The sequence below is a fragment of the Veillonella sp. 6_1_27 genome (genome assembly GCF_000163735.1).
Taxonomy (GTDB): domain Bacteria; phylum Bacillota; class Negativicutes; order Veillonellales; family Veillonellaceae; genus Veillonella; species Veillonella parvula_A.
On record NZ_GG770215.1, the window covers coordinates 125128 to 147246 of the forward strand.

Genomic DNA, 22119 nt, shown 5'->3' on the forward strand with positions numbered 1-22119 from the left:
TAGGTGATTTTATTATTCTACAATAGTTCTAGGTTTGTAATGTTGTATGTAGTATGTGCGAAGTGTAAATAATATACCCGCAACTACTACGCTAGCCAACAAACCAATCCATACGCCAAATGGTCCATAATTAGGATTTTTGGCAAGAGTATAAGCTGTTGGGAAACATACGCCCCAATAAGATATGAGCGAGATGTAAAGAACTATTTTTACATCCTTGTAGGCTCTTAGAATACCTTGTAATGGAGTACCTATGGCATCAATAGCTGCAAAAAATACGCCATACCCGAGGAAGTGATAAATAAGCTCATATACTTCATCATCGTTGGTGAATAAATCAGCAATATTATCCATATGGGTGAACGTAAAGGCGCATATAAGAACAGCTATAATGATAGCTAATACACGAGAAATATAAGAGTACTGGATGGCTTCCTTTTTTCGTCCTGCACCGAGTTCATAAGCAACGGCAATGGTAGAGGACATGGCGATACTTAATGGTAAGCAGTAGAATACATTAGTAAAAGAAATGACAGATTGATGAGCTGCTACTACAGCAGATCCAAAGTGAACCATTAAGAGCCCAGCAATACTAAAGATACTAGCTTCAAAAAAGATAGAAAAACCTATGGGAATACCAACTTGTAATTGTTCACGGATATAGTGAAAATTCGGGCTATGGAAATCTTTATAGATGCGATAGCCTTTTAACTTAGGATGCAATAGAATGACTAAGCTAAATAGAACTAAGTTTGTCCAACAGGCACCAGCAATACCGTAGCCAGCACCAACACCACCAATTTCAGGAAAACCGTAATGACCAAAGATGAGTGCATAATTTAAGAATACGTTAATCACAAAGCTTGTAAAGACGATGGCCATGGAGTAATGCGTTAATCCGTGAGAATCGACAGTGTTACGCAAGGTATTTACCCAGAGTAATGGGAATAAACCAAGTGCAAAGGCTTTCAGATAACTAATACATACCTCGGTGGCAGCCGGCTCAAGATTTAAATATGTCAATAAAGGGCGTAAGCCGAATATACCGATTAGTAAAATTAAAAATGCTAGTCCTGTACCGATGAAAAGGCCTTGATGAAAGATTATTGGGATATCATCTGTTTTCTTAGCTCCTAATAGTTGAGAAATAATTGGTGTGATACCCATTAATGTACCTTGTGCAAAGATATAGAAGAGGAGCCACAAATTATATCCCGTAGCAACACCAGCTAAATCAGTCGTACTATATTGCCCCGTTAAAAAGATGGCGATAAAGGTCGCCCCAATCAGGGAAAATTGAGTGATGCACATTGGAGTAAATAGTTTTATAAACAACCATAATTTTTGCAGTATAGAATATGTTTGATACATACTAACCTCCCTAGTAACGATATACTATACCATACCATAAAGTAGCTTAATTTAATAGCCAAAACCTAAGGGGAAAAGGAATTAAATTTATAAAAAAATAGAGCCCATATTGTGATTATGTAAGGGGAGAAATGACCTTATATAAACTATCTTATTTAATAAGAAAGAATTATGATAAAAACGTATATATATGTTGATAATTGAATTTTACACTACTTTACTATATCGATTATAATATATATACTATTGTTTTATTCTAAGGAGGATACATTGGACATCTTAACTGTACAAGGCTTATTAGCGATGCTTCAAATCATCGTTATTGATATTTTATTAGCTGGTGATAATGCCATCGTTATTGGTATGGCGGCTCGCAACCTACCCGCACATTTACAGAAGAAGGCGATTTTCTGGGGCACAGCTGGCGCTATTATTTTACGTCTTGTTATGGCATTCCTATTTGTAGAGGCATTGAACAATATTCCTGCTCTTCGTTTAGTTGGTGGTATCCTTCTTTTATGGATCGGTTATAAGCTTGTTGTTGATGATGATAGCGAGCACAATATCGAGGCTAAAGATAACTTGCGCGCTGCTATCATGACCATTGTTATTGCAGATGGAATTATGGGTATTGATAATGTTATTGGTGTAGTTGGTGCCGCTAGTGGCAATATGACATTAGTTGCTGTCGGTATGCTTATTACAGTACCTATTATCATTTATGGTAGTACTTTATTTGTAAAAGTTATCGAACGCTTTCCAATCATCCTTTACGTTGGTGGCGGTATCCTTGCCTGGGTGGGTGCAGCGATGAGTGTGGAAGATAAATTAATTTCACATACCGTAGAACCGTATGCATTACTCATTAAAATTGGTGCTGTTATTCTCGTAGTAGGGGCATCTTTGTTAGTAAAGAAACTTAAGAAATAATGTAACATATCTCTTCTTCTAGTCATAGGAGGAGAGATATTTTTTTCGTAAAAGTATAGTTATTATAAAGAACCTTATAGGCTAATCTTAAGAATAACAGTGGTAGTCTAAGAGCTTTCTTTTAGATGAGAAAATAGAGAATTTGTGGTATAGTTAAGGGATAGTTATAGAATCAGCTGAGTGAATTGAGGTAAGTATAGAATGGAATTTTTAGAAGCTGCAACGTGGATAACGATTAGTAAAATTATTTTGATCGATATTTTATTGGCAGGAGATAATGCCGTTGTTATTGGTATGGCAGCGGGTAAATTGGCACCAGAATTACAAAAGAAAGCCGTTATCTGGGGTACAGTAGGGGCTATTGGAATGCGCCTTCTATTTGCTACTCTTTTAGTGGAAGCACTTACTTTAATACCTCTTATTCACTTAGGTGGTGGCCTTGTACTTGTATGGATTGCCATTCAACTCTTAAAAGGTGGAGATGAAGATGCACATATCGAAGCTAAGAATTCCTTAATGGGAGCTATTTGGACAATCATTGTGGCTGATGCGATGATGAGTATCGATAATGTAATTGGCGTAGTTGGTGCCGCTAAAGGACATTTAGAGCTTGTTATTGTTGGTATGTTGATTACTGTTCCAATCATTGTGTTCTGCTCTACACTATTTGCTCGTATCATCAATAAGTTCCCTATTATCCTTTGGGCTGGTGGTGCTTTATTAGGTTGGGTTGCTGGTGAAATGATTGTGGAAGATCCACTTCTTATGCCATATATTCAAGGTGAAGAATTACTCGTGAAATTTGGCACTGTATTCTTTGTACTTATCGTAACTGGCATGATTAAAATTTGGAAGAAAAGAGACTCGTAATGAACGGTACAAGTCGTACATCTAGTAAGAAAAAATCTAAACAACAACGTAGAAACGGTAATTGTGTGAATACAGGTCAATCAGTTACTAGTACATTATCTAAGAAGCAACAAGCTATATTCAATGCTCCAGTTAAGTTAGGTGATGAGGTCTTAGTTACTATTCATGGTATCGGCAGTAGTGGTGAAGGTGTAGGTCGTGTAGACGAGTTTACAGTCTTTGTTCCCTTTGCCTTACCTGGAGAAACCGTTAAAATATCCATCAATATGGTGAAAAAGACTTATGCTACAGGACGACTATTAGAAATTGTCACTATGGCTCCTAATCGTATCGATCCGCGCTGTGATCTCTATGGCTTTTGTGGTGGATGTCAGTTGCAACACATTACCTATGAAGGCCAGCTTTCACTAAAAACACAAAAGGTGAAGGACGTTATCGAACGCATTGCTCATCAAAACCCAGATCTTGTTAAACCTACTCTAGGACCTAAAAATCCCTGGGCATATCGCAATAAGATGCAAATGCCTGTAGGAGGGACTAAAGGCGATATTCAAATGGGTTTCTATGCGATGGGATCTCACGATATCGTACAAGGTACGAATTGTCCAATACAATCTGAAGGCAATAATAGCATTGCTCAAGCTTGCTATCAAATTGCTAAAGAATTTGATATCGAACCGTATGATGAACATACGGGAAAAGGTGTATTACGCCATGTAATCGGTCGTATTGGACAATCTGGATGGATGATTATCCTTGTAACCGCTACAGAACATTTGCCGCATCAAGAAAAGTGGGTAGAAAAATTAATTGAACGAGTTCCCCAAGTAGAAACCATTGTTCATAACGTAAATGGGAAGCGTACAAATGTTATATTAGGGCCTAAAAATAGTCTTCTTTATGGGGCTGGAACGATTACAGACCATATTAAAGATTTACGGTTTACCTTATCTCCACATTCCTTTTTCCAAGTTAATCCTGAACAAACTACGGTGCTTTATGATCAAGCACTAGCGTATGCAGACCTAAAAGGAACCGAAATCGTTATCGATGCGTATTGTGGTACGGGTACTATTTCATTATTCCTTGCGCATAAAGCAAAACATGTTATCGGTATAGAAATCGTAGAACCAGCGATTATCAATGCTCGTGAAAATGCACGACGCAATGGCTATGATAATACAGAGTTTATCGTTGCCGATGCGGCCGTAGAAATGCCAAAACTCTATAAAGCAGGCGTACGACCTGACGTTATCGTATTCGATCCAATTCGCGCAGGCTGTAAAGAAGAAGTACTAACTTCTGCAGCTAGCATGGAACCAAAACGCATTGTCTACGTATCCTGTAACCCAGCTACCATGGCACGAGACATTGAAATCCTCACACACTACGGCTATGAACTCAAAGAAGTACAACCTGTAGACATGTTTCCAATGACGGCACACGTTGAGGCAGTAGCTTTGCTTACTAGGAACGAAGTGACGCAGTAAGCATTAGCATTATCCTTGTACTCGGTATTTGATAATGCTGAGGGCAGAGTATGAATTATAACATTAAATGCCTCTAATAAATATGTGTTGTTTCTGGACTGTTTATCGCTTATGTACTTTTTAATATATATGAGGTAATCATTATGACAACTTCTAATATGAAGGTTACTATTTTATGTCCTATAGAAATTGTGTGGGATACAGTGACGAATCTAAAAGATTTTTCCTGGAGAAGCGATTTAAAAGATGTAAAAATTATAGATGAGCATAATTTTATAGAGATTGCTAAGAATGGAATCGAAACTTATTTTAGGATTACAGAATGTATTAAATACCAGTCATGGATATTTGAGATAGAAAACAAAAATATTAAGGGGACGTGGGTTGGAAAATTCTTCTCAAAGGGTGATAAAACGATTCTGGATTTTACTGAAAATGTTATCTCTAAAAAAATAATATTTAAACCATTTATAAGTTTATATTTGAAACGACAACAAAGAATATATTTTAAGGATTTAAAAGTGAAACTAAATTGTAAAGAAGCTAGTTTTATTTAGAGCGCACTAAATAAATATAACCATATATACTAGAAATAATATTATTTTTAGTAAAAATAAAAAAATATCATTATTATAACTTATTAATTTGGACTATTTTATCTATTATTTTTCTTAATAGTAACATATAATATAGTTGATTTGTATTATTATGTATGGTTTTGAAAGGATTGATAAGTTTCATGATTATTTTATTAGGTTTTATTGTTTTATTAGCCTGCTTAATTGTAGGTGTTAGATATGGTGGCCTAGGACTTGCTGCTATATCAGGTTTAGGTCTTGCCTTTTTTGTATTTGTAATTGGTTTGGTTCCAGGAAAACCACCTATTGATGTAATGTTGACTATTATGGCAGTTGTTACATGCTCTGGTTTTTTACAAGCTTCTAAAGGTTTAGATGTAATGCTAGTTTATGCTGAAAAACTTCTACGTAAAAATCCGAAGCAGATTACAATTTTGGCACCTATAACAACTTGGTTTTTGACTGTTCTTTGCGGTACGGGTCACGTTGTATATACAATGTTCCCAATTATTTATGATATTGCAATCAAAGAAGGTATTCGTCCAGAACGACCTATGGCTGTATCATCTATTGCTTCTCAAATGGGGGTATGTGCTTCACCGGCATCCGTTGCAGTCGTATCCGTTGTTGCTATGTTGGTAGCAGCTAACTTCCCAGCTAGTGTAGTAACAATCTTGGCAATTACAATTCCAGCTACTTTCTGTGGTGTTATTGTTGCTGGTATTTGGAGCATGCGTCGTGGCAAAGATCTTGCAAATGATCCAGACTTTCAAGAACGTATTAAAAATCCTGAGCAACGTGCGTACATTTATGAAGAAAATAAAGAAGCAAGTGTTAAAACTGAACTTCCACATACTGCATATTGGGCAACAACAATTTTTCTACTAGGTATTATTATTATTGCTCTCTTTGGTAGTTTCCCTGAACAATTGTTACCACTTGTTCCAAATGCTAAAGGCGTATGGAAACCCTTATCCATGACACCAACTATTCAAATTTCTATGCTTGTAATTGCTGCGATTATTCTTCTTGTGTGCAAGGTAAAAGTTAGTGATGTAACGAATGGTTCTGTATTTAAATCTGGTATGATTGCAGTTATCTCTGTTTATGGTGTAGCTTGGATGGCAGAAACATATTTCGGTGCTTACATTCCACAATTTAAAACTACATTGTCTGGTATCGTTGTAGCGTATCCATGGACATATGCTTTTGTGCTATTCTTGATTTCTAAACTGGTAAACTCGCAAGCGGCAGCACTTGCTATTGTAGTGCCAATGGGCCTTAGTGTTGGAGTAGATCCTCTCATTATTTTATCCTTTGTGCCAGCTTGTTATGCTTACTTTATTTTACCAACTTATCCATCAGACCTTGCATGTATTGGATTTGACCGTTCTGGTACAACGCGCATTGGTAAGTTTGTAATCAACCATAGTTTTATACTTCCTGGTTGTATCGGTGTCTTTACAAGTTGTGTTGTTGGCTATTTTATCGCTCACGCACTTTTCTAAGATATATTTACAAAAGAGACTATATAATTATTCAGTTTGTATAGGAATCGAAAAAGGTACAACAGTAAATGTTGTACCTTTTTTATACATATTATTTGAGGTGATCACTGTGGCAATTTCTAATATGAAAGTTATTCTTTTATGTCCAATAGAAACAGTGTGGGATGCGGTCACGAATCTAAATGATTTTGCTTGGAGAAGTGATTTAAAGGATATAAGAATTATAGATGAGCATAACTTTATAGAGATTAGTAAGAATGGTATAGAAACTTATTTTAGAGTCACAGAATGTATTAAATATCAATCCTGGGCATTTGAGATAGAAAATAAAAATATTAGAGGGACTTGGGTAGGAAAATTTTATTCCAAGGGAGATAAAACTATCTTAGAGTTTACTGAAAATATTGTCTCTAAAAAATTAATATTTAAGCCATTTATAAGCTTATATTTGAAACGACAACAAAAAATATATTTTAGAGACTTAAAAGTAAAACTAAATTGTGCAGAATCTGGTTTTATGTAGAAAGTAGTTTTGTAGATTTATAATGAGAGAAAAGAACTATGTTAGTAACTAATAAAATGAATTCTAAAAGACAACAAATTAAGAAAGTAAATCGTTTTGGTGCATCTGTAACTGTTTGTGTTTTTGCATTAACAGTTGGAGCTGCTATTTTATTGAGTGTGCCAACTGTAGAGGCAGCAGGTCAAGTAATAGGCGGCTATACCTTCGGTAATCAAGCAGTAGATGATGGCAGTGTTGTCGTAGGTGGCGGCAAAGATAAGGAACCTAATTTTGCGGAAGGTGAAAATAGCGTTGTTGTTGGTGGTACAAAGAATGCAGCAGAAGGAGCATATACTACTATCGTAGGTGGATTACAGAATATAGTTCACGAAGAAATTAAGAATGGTGCTATTCTCGGTGGTAAAAAGAATCAAATTGAAGCTGTTGGTACTTTAGTAGGTAATTATGCAACAATCAGTGGTGGTGAAGATAATATTGCTTATGGAGAGTCTTCTTCTATCTCTGGCGGTAATGCCAATGGGACCTATGGTTTGCATAGCTCTATTGCTGGCGGTCGTGGTAACAACGCAGGTGGTGAAATTGGTTCTGTCATTGGGGGTTCCCAAAATAATGCGGATGGTCATGGTAGTACTCTAGCTGGTGGTTTAGGAAATACTGGTGTAGGTATGTGGTCATCTGTATTCGGCGGCAGTAAAAATGAAGCAGTAGGAACTGGTGCTTCTATTCTTGGTGGTGGTGGTCGTCAGTTTACAGGCCGAAAATTTATTACTCACAAAAATATTGCTAATGGTGAATATAGTACGATTGTAGGTAGTCGAGATGCTAGAACTGTAGCAAACGGTAGTACCGTTCTTGGTGGTTCTAATGGTTTAACACTTGGTGTGGCATCTACATCTATCGGTGGTGGTTTTACTGGTGATGTATCTGGGTACACTGTTAAATATCCTGATAAAGAAATAACTACGCATTTAGGTTATAAAAAAACTGTTCCAGATTATGATAAAGAACCGACAGTAACACCTACTACATACACTGATGCGAAGTATAATCGATTGGTAAAAGTAGCTGATGGTGTAGATGAACATGATGTAGTAACAGTGGGTCAGTTAAAGTCTTCCACAGGTCAATTAGAAAGCACAGTAGATCAATTGGAATCTACTGTAGGTCAATTGCAAGCTGTAGGCACAAATTTAGATACTAAAGTAAATAAAGCAACAGCATCTAGCTATGCTCTTGCAGCATTACATCCGAACTTCTCTGGAGATGAAACAGGATTAGGTGTAGCTGTTGGATTTGGTCATTTCCATGGTAAAACAGCTACTGCGTTAGGCGCATTCTATCGTCCAAGCCGTAATGTACAGCTCAATGTAGGCACTGTTCTTGGAAATGGTAATTCAGGTTTTAATGGTGGTTTAAGCTTTAAAGTAGGATCTGAATCTAAAGGGACATCTACATCTACAGATGCTAGAATAGCCGAATTAGAAAGACGAATTCTTGAATTAGAACAAGCGAAGAAATAATATATATATTAGTAGAAGCTCTTCACTTTATGCGAAGAGCACTCATACTTATAAATGTAATATAATTAGAATAAATAGATGTATTATGTTCGTTGAGGTATGTGGTGTGGGACTAATTTTAGATATTGATAAAATAATGTACCAATTGAGTAGGTGGAGACCAATATTTCATTCGGAAGCAGACTTTCAATTTAGCTTAGCTTGGATGATTAAAGAACAATATCCAAATTGTGATATTAGACTAGAGTTTGTACCTGAATTTAATCCTAATTTACATCTCGATATTCTTGTTATATTAGATGGTAAATGGATTCCTATTGAGCTTAAATATACGACAAAAAAATGTATTAAAACTATAAATGATGAAGTGTATATGTTGAAGGAGCAAGGTGCTAAGGACCAAGGTTGTTATAACTACTTAAAAGATATAATGCGTATAGAGGAATTTAGGGATAAGAGTAATAAATTTATTGAAGGTTATACGATTAAGATAACTAGTGAGATGTCTTATTTAAAACCGCCCATAAAAGTAAATTGTACATATGCCGAATTTTCTATTGAGGATGGTTCTATAAAAACTGGGTGTATGAATTGGGCCGCTAATACAGGAGAAGGAACAATGCGTGGAATGGAAGCATCTATTGAATTAACTGGGATATATCCTATAAATTGGAAAGAATATTCTAAAGTTGATTATACTAATAGTGGTACTTTTATGTATCTTGTAAATAGGATAAGTAAATAAAATTAGGAGATATATTATGTTTAAACCTATTCGTAAAAAGATAAATGAAATAGATCGTGCTGCTATAGAAGCTTTATTACAATCTAATCGTCGAGGTATTTTAGCCATGAACGGCGATAATGGGTACCCTTATGCTATTCCTATTAATTATTTTTATGACTGTGATAAGAAGAAAATTTATTTTCATGGAGCTAAAGCTGGTCATAAAGTAGATGCATTGAAAACTTCAGATAAGATATGCTTTACCGTATATGGTAATGAGTGTATTGATGAATCTGAATCTTGGGCGCCGTATGTACAAAGTGTAGTCGTATTTGGAAAATGTCGTTTGTTAGAGGCCGGTTCAGAATCTATAGAGCGATTAAAAGAATTTGCTATGAAGTATTATCCTGATGAGACCTTAGCTGATGAACAAATTGCTCGTAATGGGCGAGCAACACAAATGTTTGAAATTACCATCGAACATATGAGTGGTAAACAAGTACAAGAGAAATAATAGATTAGCCCTTCACTTATGTGAAGGGCTTTTACTATACACTCATACTTATAAATATAATATAATGTAATTAGTAATAATCATTTTAAAAATATAGTTCGTGGGAGAGAGACATGATAAAGTTAAAGAATTTAGGTACATTTGAAGCTGTAACTCATATCGTAACAGATATCGTAAAGGAGAGTCGATACATATGATAGATACCTTTGAGAAAAAATATACGGATTGGTCCATTGATGTGGGTGAGTACAAATATGAAGGGATTACATTGAATGAGGTTGAGCAAAATCTATATGCTATTGAAGATCAAGAGCAAGATTTTGTAGTTATATCACCATTAAATGCAATCTTAATAGATAATAAAAAGTATAACTTTGTACAAGTTTGTAGTGATCAAGATACCGATTTATTACATATAGAGCTTAGTGCAACTAATGATGGCGAACAGGGCGCTATTATATATGGTAAAAATGAGCTAGGACATCAAGAGGTATTACAGATCATAGAAGAATTTATTGCACATCATAAGGTACCATCGTTAGATGATTGGGAAATTGTGTTAGATTTAAGACCGAAGATGGAAAGCTATATAAAAGGAACAGAAAATGACTAATCTTGCAATATATGATGAACAGTTAAGGCAATATACCATATCCTACGAAGGAATACAGTTTTGCTGGGATGAGAAACCAACAGATGCTAATTTAGATACGGCAAAGCTATTAGCTGTTAATTACCATAAGAATATAGATGCAATTGCAACTTTCATTTATAACGAAATACAAGATTGGTATGGTGATGTAACTATTGATGACGTGAAAACACGTATTGGTATGCCTATTATTGAACCAGAACGTGATGCTGTGACCTATTGCGAGCAAACCTTTGATGATACCCATATCTTTTCTTTTACATTTTGGGATGATGAATTCAAAGATTTACATTATTTTGCCATAGATGGATGATATATTTTTCATGATTTTGCTAGTATGACTTATGTGTGGAGTCTATTATGTTATATACACCTAATAACATTTTGTATAAGTATATTCGCTATCGATTTAGACGGATTCAGATTCAGTGCAATATGTTATATGATATAGCACCAGAGGAAGAAGATGAGATTTGTCGTAATCTATTAAAAAAGAGGGCGAAGATATTAATTCCAACTGGCATATTATATTTTTTGCTTTTTGGGGTTATCTTCGCTTGGCTAGTAGGAACAAGTGAGGAATTAAATCCATTAATGCAATGGGAATTAAGAGTGATAGATTATGTTATACCCATTTTAAATACCATAGATATTAAGTGGTATGCATATCCTCTAGATCTATTATGGGTAGCAATTATATTAGCGCCTATAGCGATTATAAATGCATCTCCTTATATCATTTTTTCTTATATTGTAGATACTATATTGATACAACATGAGGTAAAAGCTTTAATTAAAGAATATTCCATTGATGAGTAATTATGTGGTTAGATTATATCCATTTGGCTAGGAGAGAGTATTATGAGTGATCTAAAAGACTTTAATTGGACTGGATTTTGGAACGATGTTGATTATGCATTTGAATCCTATATAGGTAAACCTGTTACCGATGACGATATTAAAGATGCTGAATCAGAATTAGGATATACATTGCCTGTAGCATATATTGAGCTACTTAAAAAACATAATGGTGGTGTGGTAAAGAAAAATTGTTTTATTAACGATGATGACGATTGTGTATACGTAACAGGTATATATGGCATCGATAGTGGTAAGAAATACTCTCTTTTAGGTGAGATGGGGAATGAATTTTGGATTTCGAAATGTAAATATCCTCCTATCGGTGTCGTTGTAGCCGATACGATTTCTGGTGGGCATGATATGATTTTCCTTGATTATCGTGAGTGCGGTCCTACCGGTGAGCCTAAGGTTGTACGTGTAGACCAAGAAGGTGATTACTCAATTACTCTATTAGCAGATAACTTTGGTGACTTTATTAAGAACTTATATATCAGTATAGAAGAGATTACGGATGAAGAATTTCAAGAATTAAGTGATGCGGAAAAGGTTAAGTTCCTTAATGAACAAGAGGGCATCGATATTAAGCGTGCGATGGAACTGTTAACTAATATGGGCATCGATAATTTGTCCCCTATACTATTAAGCACCTTAGGACGTATGTATAACAATAATGGTCGACCGGCAGAGGCTATCGATTTATTTAATCGTATAGATGAGGCACATCGCGATTGGTCTTGGTATTATCGTTGTGGCTATGCTCATGCATCTTTGGGATGTGGTGAAAGCTACGAATCTGAACATGTGCAGCAAGCATTACAGTTAATAGAAGTAGGTATGAAAATGGCGAAAGAGTCCCATTTAGATAAACAGCTGGGCTGGTGTTGCGAAGTTGTAAAATACTTATTAACTCAAATCAAGCCAAAAGATTACAAGGAGGATTACCCTGTGATTTTTGATACCATTGAGAATCTCTTTGATAAGAAAAATAGTAAAATTACTACAGAAGGTAAAGATATTGAAGACGTTAATGAATACGAAGAAGATAACTATCCTACATATGATGCAGTACATTGGGTATTTAATAAGCAAACATATAGCAGAGAAGAGTTTTCAAAAGAATATAATAAAATTGTAGAAAAATATGTAGATGATGATCAAGCAGATGACGACGATAGATTAGAAGAGCCTGAAATTCTAGTAACCTATGAAGCTTGGATTGAAAGTGAAGACCAACTTTTTGATAATGAACGTGTTACCGACGAAGAATTGCTGGAAGAAGATAAAGAAGATGGCATGTGGCAAGTAGAAATTATGGCTCATCTTGTAGCGGATAATGGTACATATTTTACTAGAGAAGAATTACTTTTTAAATTACACAATTTAATGGCCAATAAAGAATTAGGAGATCACGTATTCTTTGAAGGTATTGAATACGAAGGTCATGAATGTGAAGGGTACGGACTTATAGATAATGAAGATGGTATACCTGTATTCTTTATTGTTTGTGGTAGCTAGTTAGTATAGAACATTATAAGACGATAATAGATTAGCCCTTCGCTATACGAGGGGCTTTTACTATACACGTAGAAATTATATACTTTTGTGCTTCGGGCTACGTTATTTTATAGGGGATTAATGTAGAATATTGAGAAATATATTAGGAATAATGAAATCAAAGCATTGTTTAAAAGATTACAAGGAGGATTATATTATGATTTTTGAAATGATCAAAAACCTTTTTAACAAAAATGAGAACACGGAAAAGATTGAATATCTTGGTGTTGATAAAGATGGTAATAAAATATATGAAGGTTATTATCATGAGTTTAAGGGAATTCCTTGGGTTTTTAATAAAACTACCTATACTAGAGAAGAGTTTGTTAAGGAGTTTTATACATGCTTAGAAGAGCATAAAGTTAATCCTGATAATTTACCACCATTAGTAGAGCCTGAAATTTTTGTAAGCTATGAAGCTTGGATTGAAAGCAAAAGTCAGCTTCACCCTAATGAACACTTATACGAGGTAGACGAATTACTAGAAGACGATAAAGAAGATGATATGTGGCAAGTTGAAATCTATGCTCGCCTTAAAGCAGATAATGGTCAGTACTTTACTACTGAAGAGCTTCTTTTCAAGATACATAACTTAATGGCCAATAAAGAGCTCGGTGATCATGTATTCTTTGAAAATTTAGTCTATGATGATCACGAATTTGAAGCTGATGAAATTGAAGATATTGACGATAATGATGAAGGTATTCCTGTATTTGTTGTATGGCTTGGTAGCTAGTTAAATAGTCTTTTTTGTCATAAACTATTATTTTAAAATCTGTAATTTATTGTTTTGTGTTGTTTGTTATTATTATGCTAAGATGAGTTCATATACATATTGATAATATGAGGGGAAGTGTATTGTATGTCTATAACTATTGAACAGTTTTTATCTTTTTCTGAAAGTGAGCAATTACAAACTGTTAAAGAGCTTAATGATACTGGAAATGTAAAAACTATTATTGATGTGTTAACTCGTGTAGGCATAGAAAATTTATCTATACCTCTGTTAGGTGAGCTTGGTAGAGCTTATAACAATAATGGCAATGAAAAAGAGGCAATTAAGGTATTAGAGTCTATTGATGAAGAGTATCGTGATGCGGTGTGGTATTATCGTTGTGCCTATGCGTATGGAGCCATTGCTTTAGATAATAATGAATCGTATACATCAGATATTATGAAACAGATGCTAAGATTAGTAGATCAGGGCGTACGTTTAGCTCAGGAAAAGAATCTGGATGATATAAAATCGTACTGTTTTGAAGTCATTGATATGTGCTATATGCAGATGGACTTTGAACAGTGTGAAGCAGAGTATCCTAAGTTATGTAAAGCTTATAGCAATTATGTAGCAGAGAAAAAGAAGAAACGAGAAGGTGTACCTCGACATCGGACCATTACTATTGAAGAAATCCAATCTGCAGATGATATGTGGACCATTAATGAGCCCATGTATTGGTCTATCAATATATATGGTTCTTACGATGATTATTTAGAATCTGCAAAACCTTTCACCTTAGAGCAACGATACCTCAATGCAATATGTTGGTATTTTGCCGAGGTCAATAATGGTGGTCATCATCAGTTTTTATATAACTCAACAGGCATTGTATGGGAAGATGCTCTTGCTGGCTTACGCCTCTTCAAGATGGATGAGCTAGCAGATAATTTACAATCAGTTATCGATTACTTTGGTGGTTCAGTTCCATTTGATAGAGCTGAACGATGGACTATTTTACAAGACTGGGAAAATGAAGAGGAATTGTTCGATTTTCTCGATAAAAAAGATGATGTAGTGTATGAATATGATGGAATTTATGAAGATACATTCGTACATGAACATCCTGAATTATTTGTATTTGATGGTACCTATACGATTCCAGAATAAGCTTGGGATATATTTAACAAGATATAATCGATGTAACCGGTACAACTGGTACTTTCACTATGTTAATCGATTTTATTATGTAGCAACTTTCACCAAGTAGAAACGATGTATTAGAGGTATTACATGTTAGATAAACAAGGCGTATATGATTGTTTACGTGACCATCATATCGATTTTGAAATTACAGATCACGCACCATTATTTAGTATGGACGACAAGCCAAATGTGCAGTTGCCCTATCCTGAGTGGGATGCAAAGAATTTATTTATACGAGATCATAAACGAGAGCATTACTATTTAATTACCGTTCGTGGTTCAAAGCGTGTAGATCTAAAACAATTTCGTAAGGACCATAAGTTGAAAAAGATTTCCTTTGGCTCTGAAGAAGAACTATGGGATATTTTGAAGATTAAACCAGGTCACGTATCTCCATTCTGCTTGCTTCATGATGAGGACCGTAAGGTCCATTATTATATTGACGCGGACTACAAGAATAATTTAATCGGCATACATCCGAACCAAAATGATGCGACTGTGTGGCTTCAAGGTAAAGAACTAGTTAAACTCATTGAAGAGCATGGTACAACTATTAAATATATAACAATATAAGCGTAACATCCTATTTGTTGGAACTAATATTACTCAATATAGTTTTCATAGATAGGATGTTTTTATATGCAAAAGGACTCATAATCTTTTATAATAATGTAAGAGTATGTTATATAAGAGGTTTTATATGAAAGTTAAATTGATTCAACCACGTATGTTGAAGCGTCCTATGGATACAGATTTAAAAATACGTATGTCCCCACATTTAGGACTATTAACTGTGGCTAATATTATTCGGCATGAGTGTGAGGTCACAATTGAAAATGAAAATATTAGAGAAATAGATTTTAATGATGTACCTGATTTAGTAGGCATCGCGGTGACTGTTGATGTATTGCCTAGAGCAATAGAAATTGCAGCTCTATATAGAAAGAAAGGGGCTAAGGTGATTGCTGGTGGTATACATATTACGACAGCATTCGATACCGTACCTAAGGAGGCATTTGATAGCCTTTGTATAGGTTTCGCAGAAAATACATGGCCTCAAATTATAGAAGATGCTAAACATGGTCGATTGCAATCTCAATATGTTTCTGCGCCCTTAGAATCTGGAGATGATATTGCATCACCAGCATATGATTTGATAGATAAGACCGATTACTTATGGTATAACGTTGTTTCTACTAGTCGAAGTTGTCCTCATAAGTGCGATTTTTGCTATAATAGTTCTGGAACACACCAATATATTAATCGCAATATAGAGGATGTGTTGAGAGATATCAAAAGATTAGGTACAAAACATATTATGTTTATTGATGATAATTTTATTGGTAATATTTCTTGGACTAAACAGTTTTTAGAACGTATTAAACCTTTGAAGTTAAACTGGAATGCAGCGGTTACTATGAAAATAGGACAATACCCTGAATTGATGGATTTAATGAAAGAGACTGGTTGCCAGAGTTTATTTATTGGTTTTGAAAGTATCAGCCCCAAATCTTTATCTAGTGTTCATAAAATGCAAAATAATCGTGAAGAGTTTGAACGACTTATTAACGAATTACATAAGCGTGGCATCATGGTTAATGCTAGCTTTGTATTTGGCTTAGATGGAGATACACCAGAGACTTTTAAAAATACGTTAGATTGGATTATTAGCCAGAAAATTGATACGATTACATCACATATTGTCACACCATACCCAGGTACTGAATTCTACAAGAGAATGGCAGCTCAAAATAGAATTTTTGATTATGATTTGTCTAAATACAATACGTCTCACGTAGTTGTAACGCCACTTGGTATGTCTAAAGAAGAATTAGAAAAAGGGTATCTGTGGATCTATAAAGAGCTATATTCCATAAAAAATATATTTCGTCGCATGCCTAAAACTATCGGTACAATACCAGCATATCTAACTTTTAATTTCTTTTATCGTAGATTTGGACAATTTACATCAAAAGTATGTGAGTTGTTAACTTATAAGCGTATCGGTTTGTTTGCTGAGAAGCTATCAAGATATATGTAAAGGAGTATGTATGAATAAAAATTTATTAAAACGTATTGTACTAACATCTGCTATTGCCGTATTAGGTGTAAGTACATCTTTTGCAGCTCTTGTTATGGAACGGGATCAATCTGTAGATACAGCACCTAGCGTAGGTATGTATCGTTTCGAAGTACCTGTAGAGTTACAAGGCACTTATAATAGTGCAGGTGTAGCTAATCTGACAGCATCTATGGAAAAAGAACCTAATACATTGTCCATGAATGTGGCGCATGTAAAAGGTAATCCTTCGGAGTCTTATGTAGTTGAAATCTATAAAGATTTAGCTGCTATTGAAACACATCGCAAATCTGACCATTATCAAGCATTTGTTAATGAAGTTGGTTCTAAATTAACAAATCGTAAGATGTACGATGTGCAGTCTGTACTTTTATTTGAAAAGAAAGATGCATTATCCATTGTAAATGATGGTAAGGCAGTAGTGACCTTAACTGAGTTTACTGTTGATAGCAATGAAATCGATACGGTACAACGACAATATCAACTCGATATGGAACGTGCCGTTCGAGATGATGCGGGTTATAAAGCTGGTTATGTGCTTCGTGAAAGAAACGCAAAAAATCGCTGGTACGTCATTCAGATCTATAGCGATCAGGAAGCGCTTACTAAACACTTGAATAGTCCAGGCTATCGCTTTATGATGAGCCAAATCCAAGGTAGTCTACAAGGGGTTACTACTAAAGTATTAGATGGGGATATCCTCGTAAACCATGGTGGTCAAGCTTTTGTTAGACCTTAGTCTTTGATAAAATACTAATCAGTAAAGTTACTGCTAGCATATTATGTGCTAGCAGTTTTTTGCTATATAATAGGTTATAATCTAGTTAATTCTATTTAGGAGTTATATATGACACAACAAGAACGATTGAGCTATCTTTTAGAGGGATTGGTAGCAGAATATAAAGAGAAATATAACGAACATATAGATATTCCAGTAAATGAAGAAGAACAATTTACTCTATTTAGAGCACTATGTAATATTCGTCCAGCAGGAGCCATGCCCGCTGAGTGGATGAAGGTAGAGGATGAATATTTAAATATATTGGCTCATGAAAAAGGCATCGTTACGATTAACGATATGGAAGAGCGAGAATCTCAAATCTATTTGTGGCAAGGTGATATTACTCGATTAGCTGTTGATGCCATTGTTAATGCTGCCAATAATCAATTGCTTGGATGCTTTGCTCCTAACCATAAATGTATCGATAATGCTATCCATACCTTTGCGGGTATTGAGCTCCGTATGGAGTGTAATAGAATGATAGAGTATTTAGATATGCCTGAAAAGACCGGTGTGGCTCGTATGACCTATGGGTATAATTTACCGGCAAAGCATGTACTTCACACTGTGGGACCTATAATTTGTGAAGCTGTAACAGATAAAGAACGAAATAAGCTAGCCTCTTGCTATCGATCCTGCCTAAAGTTAGCTAATGCTTATAACTTACACTCCATTGCATTCTGTTGTATTTCTACCGGTGAGTTTAGATTCCCTAATGAAGAAGCAGCACAGATTGCCATAGATACGGTACGAACATATTTAAAAGAAACAAATAGTAAAATACAAGTGGTATTTAATGTATTTAAGGATATAGATTATGACATCTATAACAAACTATTGGGATAAATAAGAGACTCCTTTTGAAATTCATAAAAATGCTGTATCATTTAATAATGATATACAAAAGGTATTGAATGATTTGTTATCTTAAGAAGGAGTTAATGTACTATGAATTATAAATATACCTATGAAAGTCCATTAGGAACTATGATTATGCTTGGTACATTATCATACTTAACAGATTTATTTTTTATTGATGAAGCTCATGCACCTAGTTATGATGATGCGGAGTATATAGAGCAACTAACAGGTCCATTTGAAGTAACAATTATGTGGCTAAATCAATACTTTAATGGTAAAAAGCCTTTTATTACCCCTCCCATCCAGTTAGAAGGTACTGAGTTCCGTAAATCCGTATGGTCTATATTACAGACAATTCCTTATGGTGAAACTACAACATATGGAGATATTGGTAAACAGATTGCACAGGAACAAGGTAAAGAGAAATTCTCTGCTCAAGCCGTAGGGGGGGCTGTAGGGCATAATCCAATTTCTATCATCGTTCCTTGTCACCGTGTTATTGGTAGTAATGGCCAGTTAACAGGCTATGCAGGGGGCATTGAACGTAAGAAATATATGCTAGACCTAGAGTCGGAGCATAAATAAAGTAATAGTAAATATAAAACTTAGATAATAATAAAAGAGATTACTTCTATTTATCCGTAGATATACATAACAGTAATCTCTTTTTGTGTTTAGATATAGTTAGTTGTAATGTAAATAGATATCGTAATAATTAGAATACGAGCAAATACAATACTTTAATAATTTACTTATTTTAAATAAATTTATTTTCTAAGGTGCCAATACCACTTATGGAAACTGTAACAGTATCTCCTGGTTTTAGCCAAGAATATTTACTTTCATTTTTACCTAATACTACACCACTAGGCGTACCTGTAAAGATAATGTCACCTTTTTGGAGCGTCATATATGTTGATAAAAAGGCAATAATGTCATAAGGCTTAAAAATCATCTGTTCTAGCTTGGCGTGTTGACGTTGTTCACCATTTACTGTTGTCGTAATAGTAGCACTTTCAAAGTCAAAATCATCAGGAGATACAATAGTAGGACCAATAGGAGCAAAGTGATCAAGTGATTTGCCAAGAATCCATTGGGAGCCTCTAAACTGTAAGCTACGGGCGGAAACATCATTGCCAATTGTATAACCTAAGATATGGTCTTTCGCATGTTCTGGAAATATATTTTTGCCAGATTTACCAATGATGATAACTAATTCTCCTTCATAATCGTAATGGAAAGTTTCGTCTTCAATGGTAATTGTATCATGATTACCTGCAAGAGCATTTGATGTTTTCATAAAGATTTCTGGAAAATTATGTGTAGGTAGACTAGTTTCAGCAATATGATCAGCGTAGTTAAGGCCAATACAAATGATACTTTTAGGATTAGGAATTAAAAAATGTTTATTTTCGTTCATAATAGGGCCCTCCTAGTAAATTAGGATAATGTATATCTGCAATTATTATAATATAAATAGGGCGGTAGCTATACTGTAAAGAAATAATTTATATATTTAACGATAGTATAGCTGGTCGTCTATTTGATAATATACATATCTATTAATATGTTACCTATGTATAGATGATATATCTTAATAGATACTATATCTGTATATATAATTTATCATCTCTATAGAATCTATTGAAAATACAAGATGATAGTGATAAGATTAAGTGTATATCAATATAAATGGAGGTTATTGTTATGAGCAAGAATATCGATTGGGATAATCTCGGTTTTGGTTATGTAGAAACCGACTACCGTTATTTGACTACATATAAAGATGGTAAATGGGACGAAGGTGGTCTAATTACTGATGCTAACGTTGTCCTTAATGAATGTGCTGGTGTATTCCAATACGCTCAAACTGTTTTTGAAGGTTTGAAAGCATACTATACAAAAGATGGTCACATCGTATGCTTCCGTCCAGATTTGAATGCAGAACGTTTGAATCAATCCTGTGAACGCCTTGTAATGCCTACATTACCTGAAGGTCGTTTCCTCGAAGCTGTAAAAGAAGTTGTAAAAGCAAATAAAGACTTTGTTCCTCCATATGGTCATGGTGCAAGCCTTTATATTCGTCCTTACATGATGGGTACAAACTCCGTTATCGGTGTAAAACCTGCTGATGAATATCAATTCCGTGTGTTTACAACACCAGTAGGCCCTTACTTTAAAGGTGGTGCTAAACCAATCAAAATTCGTATTACTGATTTTGATCGTGCAGCTCCTCATGGTACTGGCCATATTAAAGCTGGTTTGAATTATGCTATGAGTTTGTATGCTATCACTGATGCTCATAATGAAGGCTATGCAGAAAATATGTATCTTGATGCGGCTACTCGTACACATGTAGAAGAAACTGGTGGTGCTAACTTCATCTTTATTACTAAAGATGGTAAATTAGTTACACCTAAATCTGATAGTATCTTGCCATCCATTACACGTCGTTCTTTGATGTATGTAGCAGAACACTACCTTGGTATGACTGTAGAACATCGTCCTGTTCATAAAGATGAATTAAAAGACTTTGCTGAAATTGGTCTTTGTGGTACAGCGGCTGTTATTTCTCCAGTAGGTCAAATCGATACTCCAGAAGGCACTATTAATGTTCCTGCTGGCATGGATGATATGGGTCCTATCACTAAAAAATTATATGACACATTACTTGGCATTCAACATGGTGAAATCGAAGCTCCTGAAGGCTGGGTAGTTAAAATTTGCTAATTATTTAACTATGCAAATATGATTTAATTATGCAAACATGAAAGTATATAAAAACGGCATCTACCGTATGATAGATGCCGTTTTTTATTCTGCTAAAGATATTAGTAAACTAATGATTTTGATTGATAAATATTCTAGCTATATTTAGTTAGCGTTTGCTCTACTATGCACTTTAGCCATAAATTTTTCGTTGTTAATGACAAAGCGTTCATGTGTACCACGACCGATAATACCAATGCCATCAGAAGCTTCGATATCGAATGTGATTTTGCGACCTTCTACGGCGCTTACAATAGCTTTTGCTGTTACTGTTGCACCAAGTGGAGTAGGGGCTTCATGGGTGATGGATAAAGCAATACCTACAGTGCCTTCACCTTCTTCTAAGTATGGTTGTACTGCTGCTTGAGCCGCTTCTTCCATTAAAGCGCACATGGCTGGTGTGGCAAAGACATCTAAAGAACCAGATTTCATTGTTTTAGCAATATTAGATTCTGTAACTGTTACAGTAGCCGTAGCTGTTTGACCTGCTGATACCATATTATACCTTCTTTCATTAAGAAAATTCTCGTTATAATAGTATTATACATCTTTCGATAATTTTTATGCTAATGTAATGATACATATTTTATAGATATATGTATACACCTC

Annotated in this window: 24 protein-coding genes; 21 read left to right on the top strand and 3 right to left on the bottom strand. The window is 34.8% G+C overall.

Features of this window, described 5'->3' with window-relative positions:
- Positions 1-12 precede the first annotated feature (12 nt).
- On the bottom strand, positions 13-1371 hold the full coding sequence (locus HMPREF0874_RS00560) for an MATE family efflux transporter (protein ID WP_008600681.1): 1359 nt from the start codon (positions 1369-1371) through the stop codon (positions 13-15).
- A gap of 270 nt (positions 1372-1641) precedes the next feature.
- On the opposite strand from HMPREF0874_RS00560, the gene HMPREF0874_RS00565 reads away from it, so the two are divergent.
- The 20 genes from HMPREF0874_RS00565 (at position 1642) to HMPREF0874_RS00660 (ending at position 19326) form a co-directional block, all read left to right on the top strand.
- Positions 1642-2301 carry a TerC family protein gene (locus HMPREF0874_RS00565; RefSeq protein WP_039964892.1) on the top strand — a complete coding sequence of 220 codons (660 nt, stop codon included), beginning with the start codon at positions 1642-1644 and terminating at the stop codon, positions 2299-2301.
- 201 nt (positions 2302-2502) lie between these two features.
- On the top strand, positions 2503-3171 hold the full coding sequence (locus tag HMPREF0874_RS00570) for a TerC family protein (RefSeq protein WP_008600684.1): 669 nt from the start codon (positions 2503-2505) through the stop codon (positions 3169-3171).
- The gene (gene rlmD / locus HMPREF0874_RS00575; protein WP_008600686.1) at positions 3171-4661 is read left to right on the top strand and encodes a 23S rRNA (uracil(1939)-C(5))-methyltransferase RlmD; all 1491 of its coding nucleotides are present in this window, start codon (positions 3171-3173) and stop codon (positions 4659-4661) included. The genes HMPREF0874_RS00570 and rlmD overlap by 1 nt, the downstream gene beginning before the upstream one ends.
- Positions 4662-4804: 143 nt before the next feature.
- Positions 4805-5218, top strand: a complete 414-nt coding sequence (locus tag HMPREF0874_RS00580) for a hypothetical protein (protein WP_008600688.1) — start codon at positions 4805-4807, stop codon at positions 5216-5218.
- Positions 5219-5400: 182 nt separating this feature from the next.
- On the top strand, positions 5401-6747 hold the full coding sequence (locus HMPREF0874_RS00585; protein WP_083791374.1) for an anaerobic C4-dicarboxylate transporter: 1347 nt from the start codon (positions 5401-5403) through the stop codon (positions 6745-6747).
- Between the two features lie 109 nt (positions 6748-6856).
- Positions 6857-7270 carry a polyketide cyclase gene (locus HMPREF0874_RS00590; protein ID WP_039964895.1) on the top strand — a complete coding sequence of 138 codons (414 nt, stop codon included), beginning with the start codon at positions 6857-6859 and terminating at the stop codon, positions 7268-7270.
- Between the two features lie 38 nt (positions 7271-7308).
- Complete coding sequence (locus HMPREF0874_RS00595; protein ID WP_008600693.1) at positions 7309-8790, top strand: YadA-like family protein; 1482 nt, start codon at positions 7309-7311, stop codon at positions 8788-8790.
- Between the two features lie 106 nt (positions 8791-8896).
- Positions 8897-9535 carry a hypothetical protein gene (locus tag HMPREF0874_RS00600; RefSeq protein WP_105086557.1) on the top strand — a complete coding sequence of 213 codons (639 nt, stop codon included), beginning with the start codon at positions 8897-8899 and terminating at the stop codon, positions 9533-9535.
- Between the two features lie 16 nt (positions 9536-9551).
- Positions 9552-10031 (top strand): pyridoxamine 5'-phosphate oxidase family protein, encoded by a 480-nt coding sequence (locus HMPREF0874_RS00605; RefSeq protein WP_008600697.1) that lies wholly within the window; start codon positions 9552-9554, stop codon positions 10029-10031.
- 193 nt (positions 10032-10224) lie between these two features.
- Positions 10225-10644 carry a hypothetical protein gene (locus HMPREF0874_RS00610; protein ID WP_008600698.1) on the top strand — a complete coding sequence of 140 codons (420 nt, stop codon included), beginning with the start codon at positions 10225-10227 and terminating at the stop codon, positions 10642-10644.
- Positions 10637-10996 (top strand): hypothetical protein, encoded by a 360-nt coding sequence (locus HMPREF0874_RS00615; RefSeq protein WP_008600700.1) that lies wholly within the window; start codon positions 10637-10639, stop codon positions 10994-10996. The genes HMPREF0874_RS00610 and HMPREF0874_RS00615 overlap by 8 nt, the downstream gene beginning before the upstream one ends.
- Before the next feature lie 47 nt (positions 10997-11043).
- Entirely contained in the window at positions 11044-11502 is a 459-nt protein-coding gene (locus tag HMPREF0874_RS00620; protein ID WP_008600702.1) for a hypothetical protein, read from the top strand.
- Between the two features lie 42 nt (positions 11503-11544).
- Positions 11545-13059, top strand: coding sequence for an SMI1/KNR4 family protein (locus HMPREF0874_RS00625; RefSeq protein WP_008600704.1), 1515 nt, complete (start codon positions 11545-11547; stop codon positions 13057-13059).
- Positions 13060-13255: 196 nt separating this feature from the next.
- Positions 13256-13834: a hypothetical protein gene (locus HMPREF0874_RS00630; protein ID WP_008600706.1), complete on the top strand. Its 579-nt coding sequence runs from the start codon at positions 13256-13258 to the stop codon at positions 13832-13834.
- A 126-nt stretch (positions 13835-13960) separates the two neighbouring features.
- Positions 13961-14983, top strand: coding sequence for a DMP19 family protein (locus tag HMPREF0874_RS00635; protein ID WP_004697005.1), 1023 nt, complete (start codon positions 13961-13963; stop codon positions 14981-14983).
- 123 nt (positions 14984-15106) lie between these two features.
- On the top strand, positions 15107-15592 hold the full coding sequence (locus HMPREF0874_RS00640) for a prolyl-tRNA synthetase associated domain-containing protein (RefSeq protein WP_008600709.1): 486 nt from the start codon (positions 15107-15109) through the stop codon (positions 15590-15592).
- A 127-nt stretch (positions 15593-15719) separates the two neighbouring features.
- Positions 15720-17060, top strand: a complete 1341-nt coding sequence (locus tag HMPREF0874_RS00645) for a radical SAM protein (protein ID WP_004697362.1) — start codon at positions 15720-15722, stop codon at positions 17058-17060.
- A gap of 10 nt (positions 17061-17070) precedes the next feature.
- On the top strand, positions 17071-17838 hold the full coding sequence (locus HMPREF0874_RS00650; RefSeq protein WP_004697240.1) for a putative quinol monooxygenase: 768 nt from the start codon (positions 17071-17073) through the stop codon (positions 17836-17838).
- Positions 17839-17946: 108 nt separating this feature from the next.
- Positions 17947-18726 (top strand): protein-ADP-ribose hydrolase, encoded by a 780-nt coding sequence (locus tag HMPREF0874_RS00655; RefSeq protein ID WP_004697284.1) that lies wholly within the window; start codon positions 17947-17949, stop codon positions 18724-18726.
- 102 nt (positions 18727-18828) lie between these two features.
- Complete coding sequence (locus HMPREF0874_RS00660) at positions 18829-19326, top strand: methylated-DNA--[protein]-cysteine S-methyltransferase (RefSeq protein WP_008600716.1); 498 nt, start codon at positions 18829-18831, stop codon at positions 19324-19326.
- 172 nt (positions 19327-19498) lie between these two features.
- Here HMPREF0874_RS00660 and HMPREF0874_RS00665 read toward each other — a convergent pair whose 3' ends face one another.
- The gene (locus HMPREF0874_RS00665) at positions 19499-20161 is read right to left on the bottom strand and encodes a fumarylacetoacetate hydrolase family protein (RefSeq protein ID WP_008600718.1); all 663 of its coding nucleotides are present in this window, start codon (positions 20159-20161) and stop codon (positions 19499-19501) included.
- A gap of 287 nt (positions 20162-20448) precedes the next feature.
- Here HMPREF0874_RS00665 and HMPREF0874_RS00670 point away from each other — a divergent pair, with 287 nt between their 5' ends.
- Positions 20449-21471, top strand: coding sequence for a branched-chain amino acid aminotransferase (locus HMPREF0874_RS00670; protein ID WP_004697304.1), 1023 nt, complete (start codon positions 20449-20451; stop codon positions 21469-21471).
- Positions 21472-21615: 144 nt separating this feature from the next.
- Here HMPREF0874_RS00670 and HMPREF0874_RS00675 read toward each other — a convergent pair whose 3' ends face one another.
- Positions 21616-22008, bottom strand: coding sequence for a thioesterase family protein (locus HMPREF0874_RS00675; protein ID WP_004692969.1), 393 nt, complete (start codon positions 22006-22008; stop codon positions 21616-21618).
- Positions 22009-22119: the final 111 nt, after the last annotated feature.

Bases quoted from the DNA above. Each gene is read 5' to 3' on its own strand.
- HMPREF0874_RS00670 (WP_004697304.1), top strand. From the start codon at position 20,449: ATGAGCAAGAATATCGATTGGGATAATCTCGGTTTTGGTTATGTAGAA.
- HMPREF0874_RS00640 (WP_008600709.1), top strand. From the start codon at position 15,107: ATGTTAGATAAACAAGGCGTATATGATTGTTTACGTGACCATCATATC.
- HMPREF0874_RS00650 (WP_004697240.1), top strand. From the start codon at position 17,071: ATGAATAAAAATTTATTAAAACGTATTGTACTAACATCTGCTATTGCC.
- HMPREF0874_RS00660 (WP_008600716.1), top strand. From the start codon at position 18,829: ATGAATTATAAATATACCTATGAAAGTCCATTAGGAACTATGATTATG.
- HMPREF0874_RS00585 (WP_083791374.1), top strand. From the start codon at position 5,401: ATGATTATTTTATTAGGTTTTATTGTTTTATTAGCCTGCTTAATTGTA.
- HMPREF0874_RS00580 (WP_008600688.1), top strand. From the start codon at position 4,805: ATGACAACTTCTAATATGAAGGTTACTATTTTATGTCCTATAGAAATT.
- HMPREF0874_RS00610 (WP_008600698.1), top strand. From the start codon at position 10,225: ATGATAGATACCTTTGAGAAAAAATATACGGATTGGTCCATTGATGTG.
- HMPREF0874_RS00560 (WP_008600681.1), bottom strand. From the start codon at position 1,371: ATGTATCAAACATATTCTATACTGCAAAAATTATGGTTGTTTATAAAA.
- HMPREF0874_RS00620 (WP_008600702.1), top strand. From the start codon at position 11,044: ATGTTATATACACCTAATAACATTTTGTATAAGTATATTCGCTATCGA.
- HMPREF0874_RS00605 (WP_008600697.1), top strand. From the start codon at position 9,552: ATGTTTAAACCTATTCGTAAAAAGATAAATGAAATAGATCGTGCTGCT.
- HMPREF0874_RS00675 (WP_004692969.1), bottom strand. From the start codon at position 22,008: ATGGTATCAGCAGGTCAAACAGCTACGGCTACTGTAACAGTTACAGAA.
- HMPREF0874_RS00630 (WP_008600706.1), top strand. From the start codon at position 13,256: ATGATTTTTGAAATGATCAAAAACCTTTTTAACAAAAATGAGAACACG.
- HMPREF0874_RS00665 (WP_008600718.1), bottom strand. From the start codon at position 20,161: ATGAACGAAAATAAACATTTTTTAATTCCTAATCCTAAAAGTATCATT.
- HMPREF0874_RS00645 (WP_004697362.1), top strand. From the start codon at position 15,720: ATGAAAGTTAAATTGATTCAACCACGTATGTTGAAGCGTCCTATGGAT.
- HMPREF0874_RS00595 (WP_008600693.1), top strand. From the start codon at position 7,309: ATGTTAGTAACTAATAAAATGAATTCTAAAAGACAACAAATTAAGAAA.
- HMPREF0874_RS00615 (WP_008600700.1), top strand. From the start codon at position 10,637: ATGACTAATCTTGCAATATATGATGAACAGTTAAGGCAATATACCATA.
- HMPREF0874_RS00570 (WP_008600684.1), top strand. From the start codon at position 2,503: ATGGAATTTTTAGAAGCTGCAACGTGGATAACGATTAGTAAAATTATT.
- HMPREF0874_RS00655 (WP_004697284.1), top strand. From the start codon at position 17,947: ATGACACAACAAGAACGATTGAGCTATCTTTTAGAGGGATTGGTAGCA.
- HMPREF0874_RS00635 (WP_004697005.1), top strand. From the start codon at position 13,961: ATGTCTATAACTATTGAACAGTTTTTATCTTTTTCTGAAAGTGAGCAA.
- rlmD (WP_008600686.1), top strand. From the start codon at position 3,171: ATGAACGGTACAAGTCGTACATCTAGTAAGAAAAAATCTAAACAACAA.
- HMPREF0874_RS00625 (WP_008600704.1), top strand. From the start codon at position 11,545: ATGAGTGATCTAAAAGACTTTAATTGGACTGGATTTTGGAACGATGTT.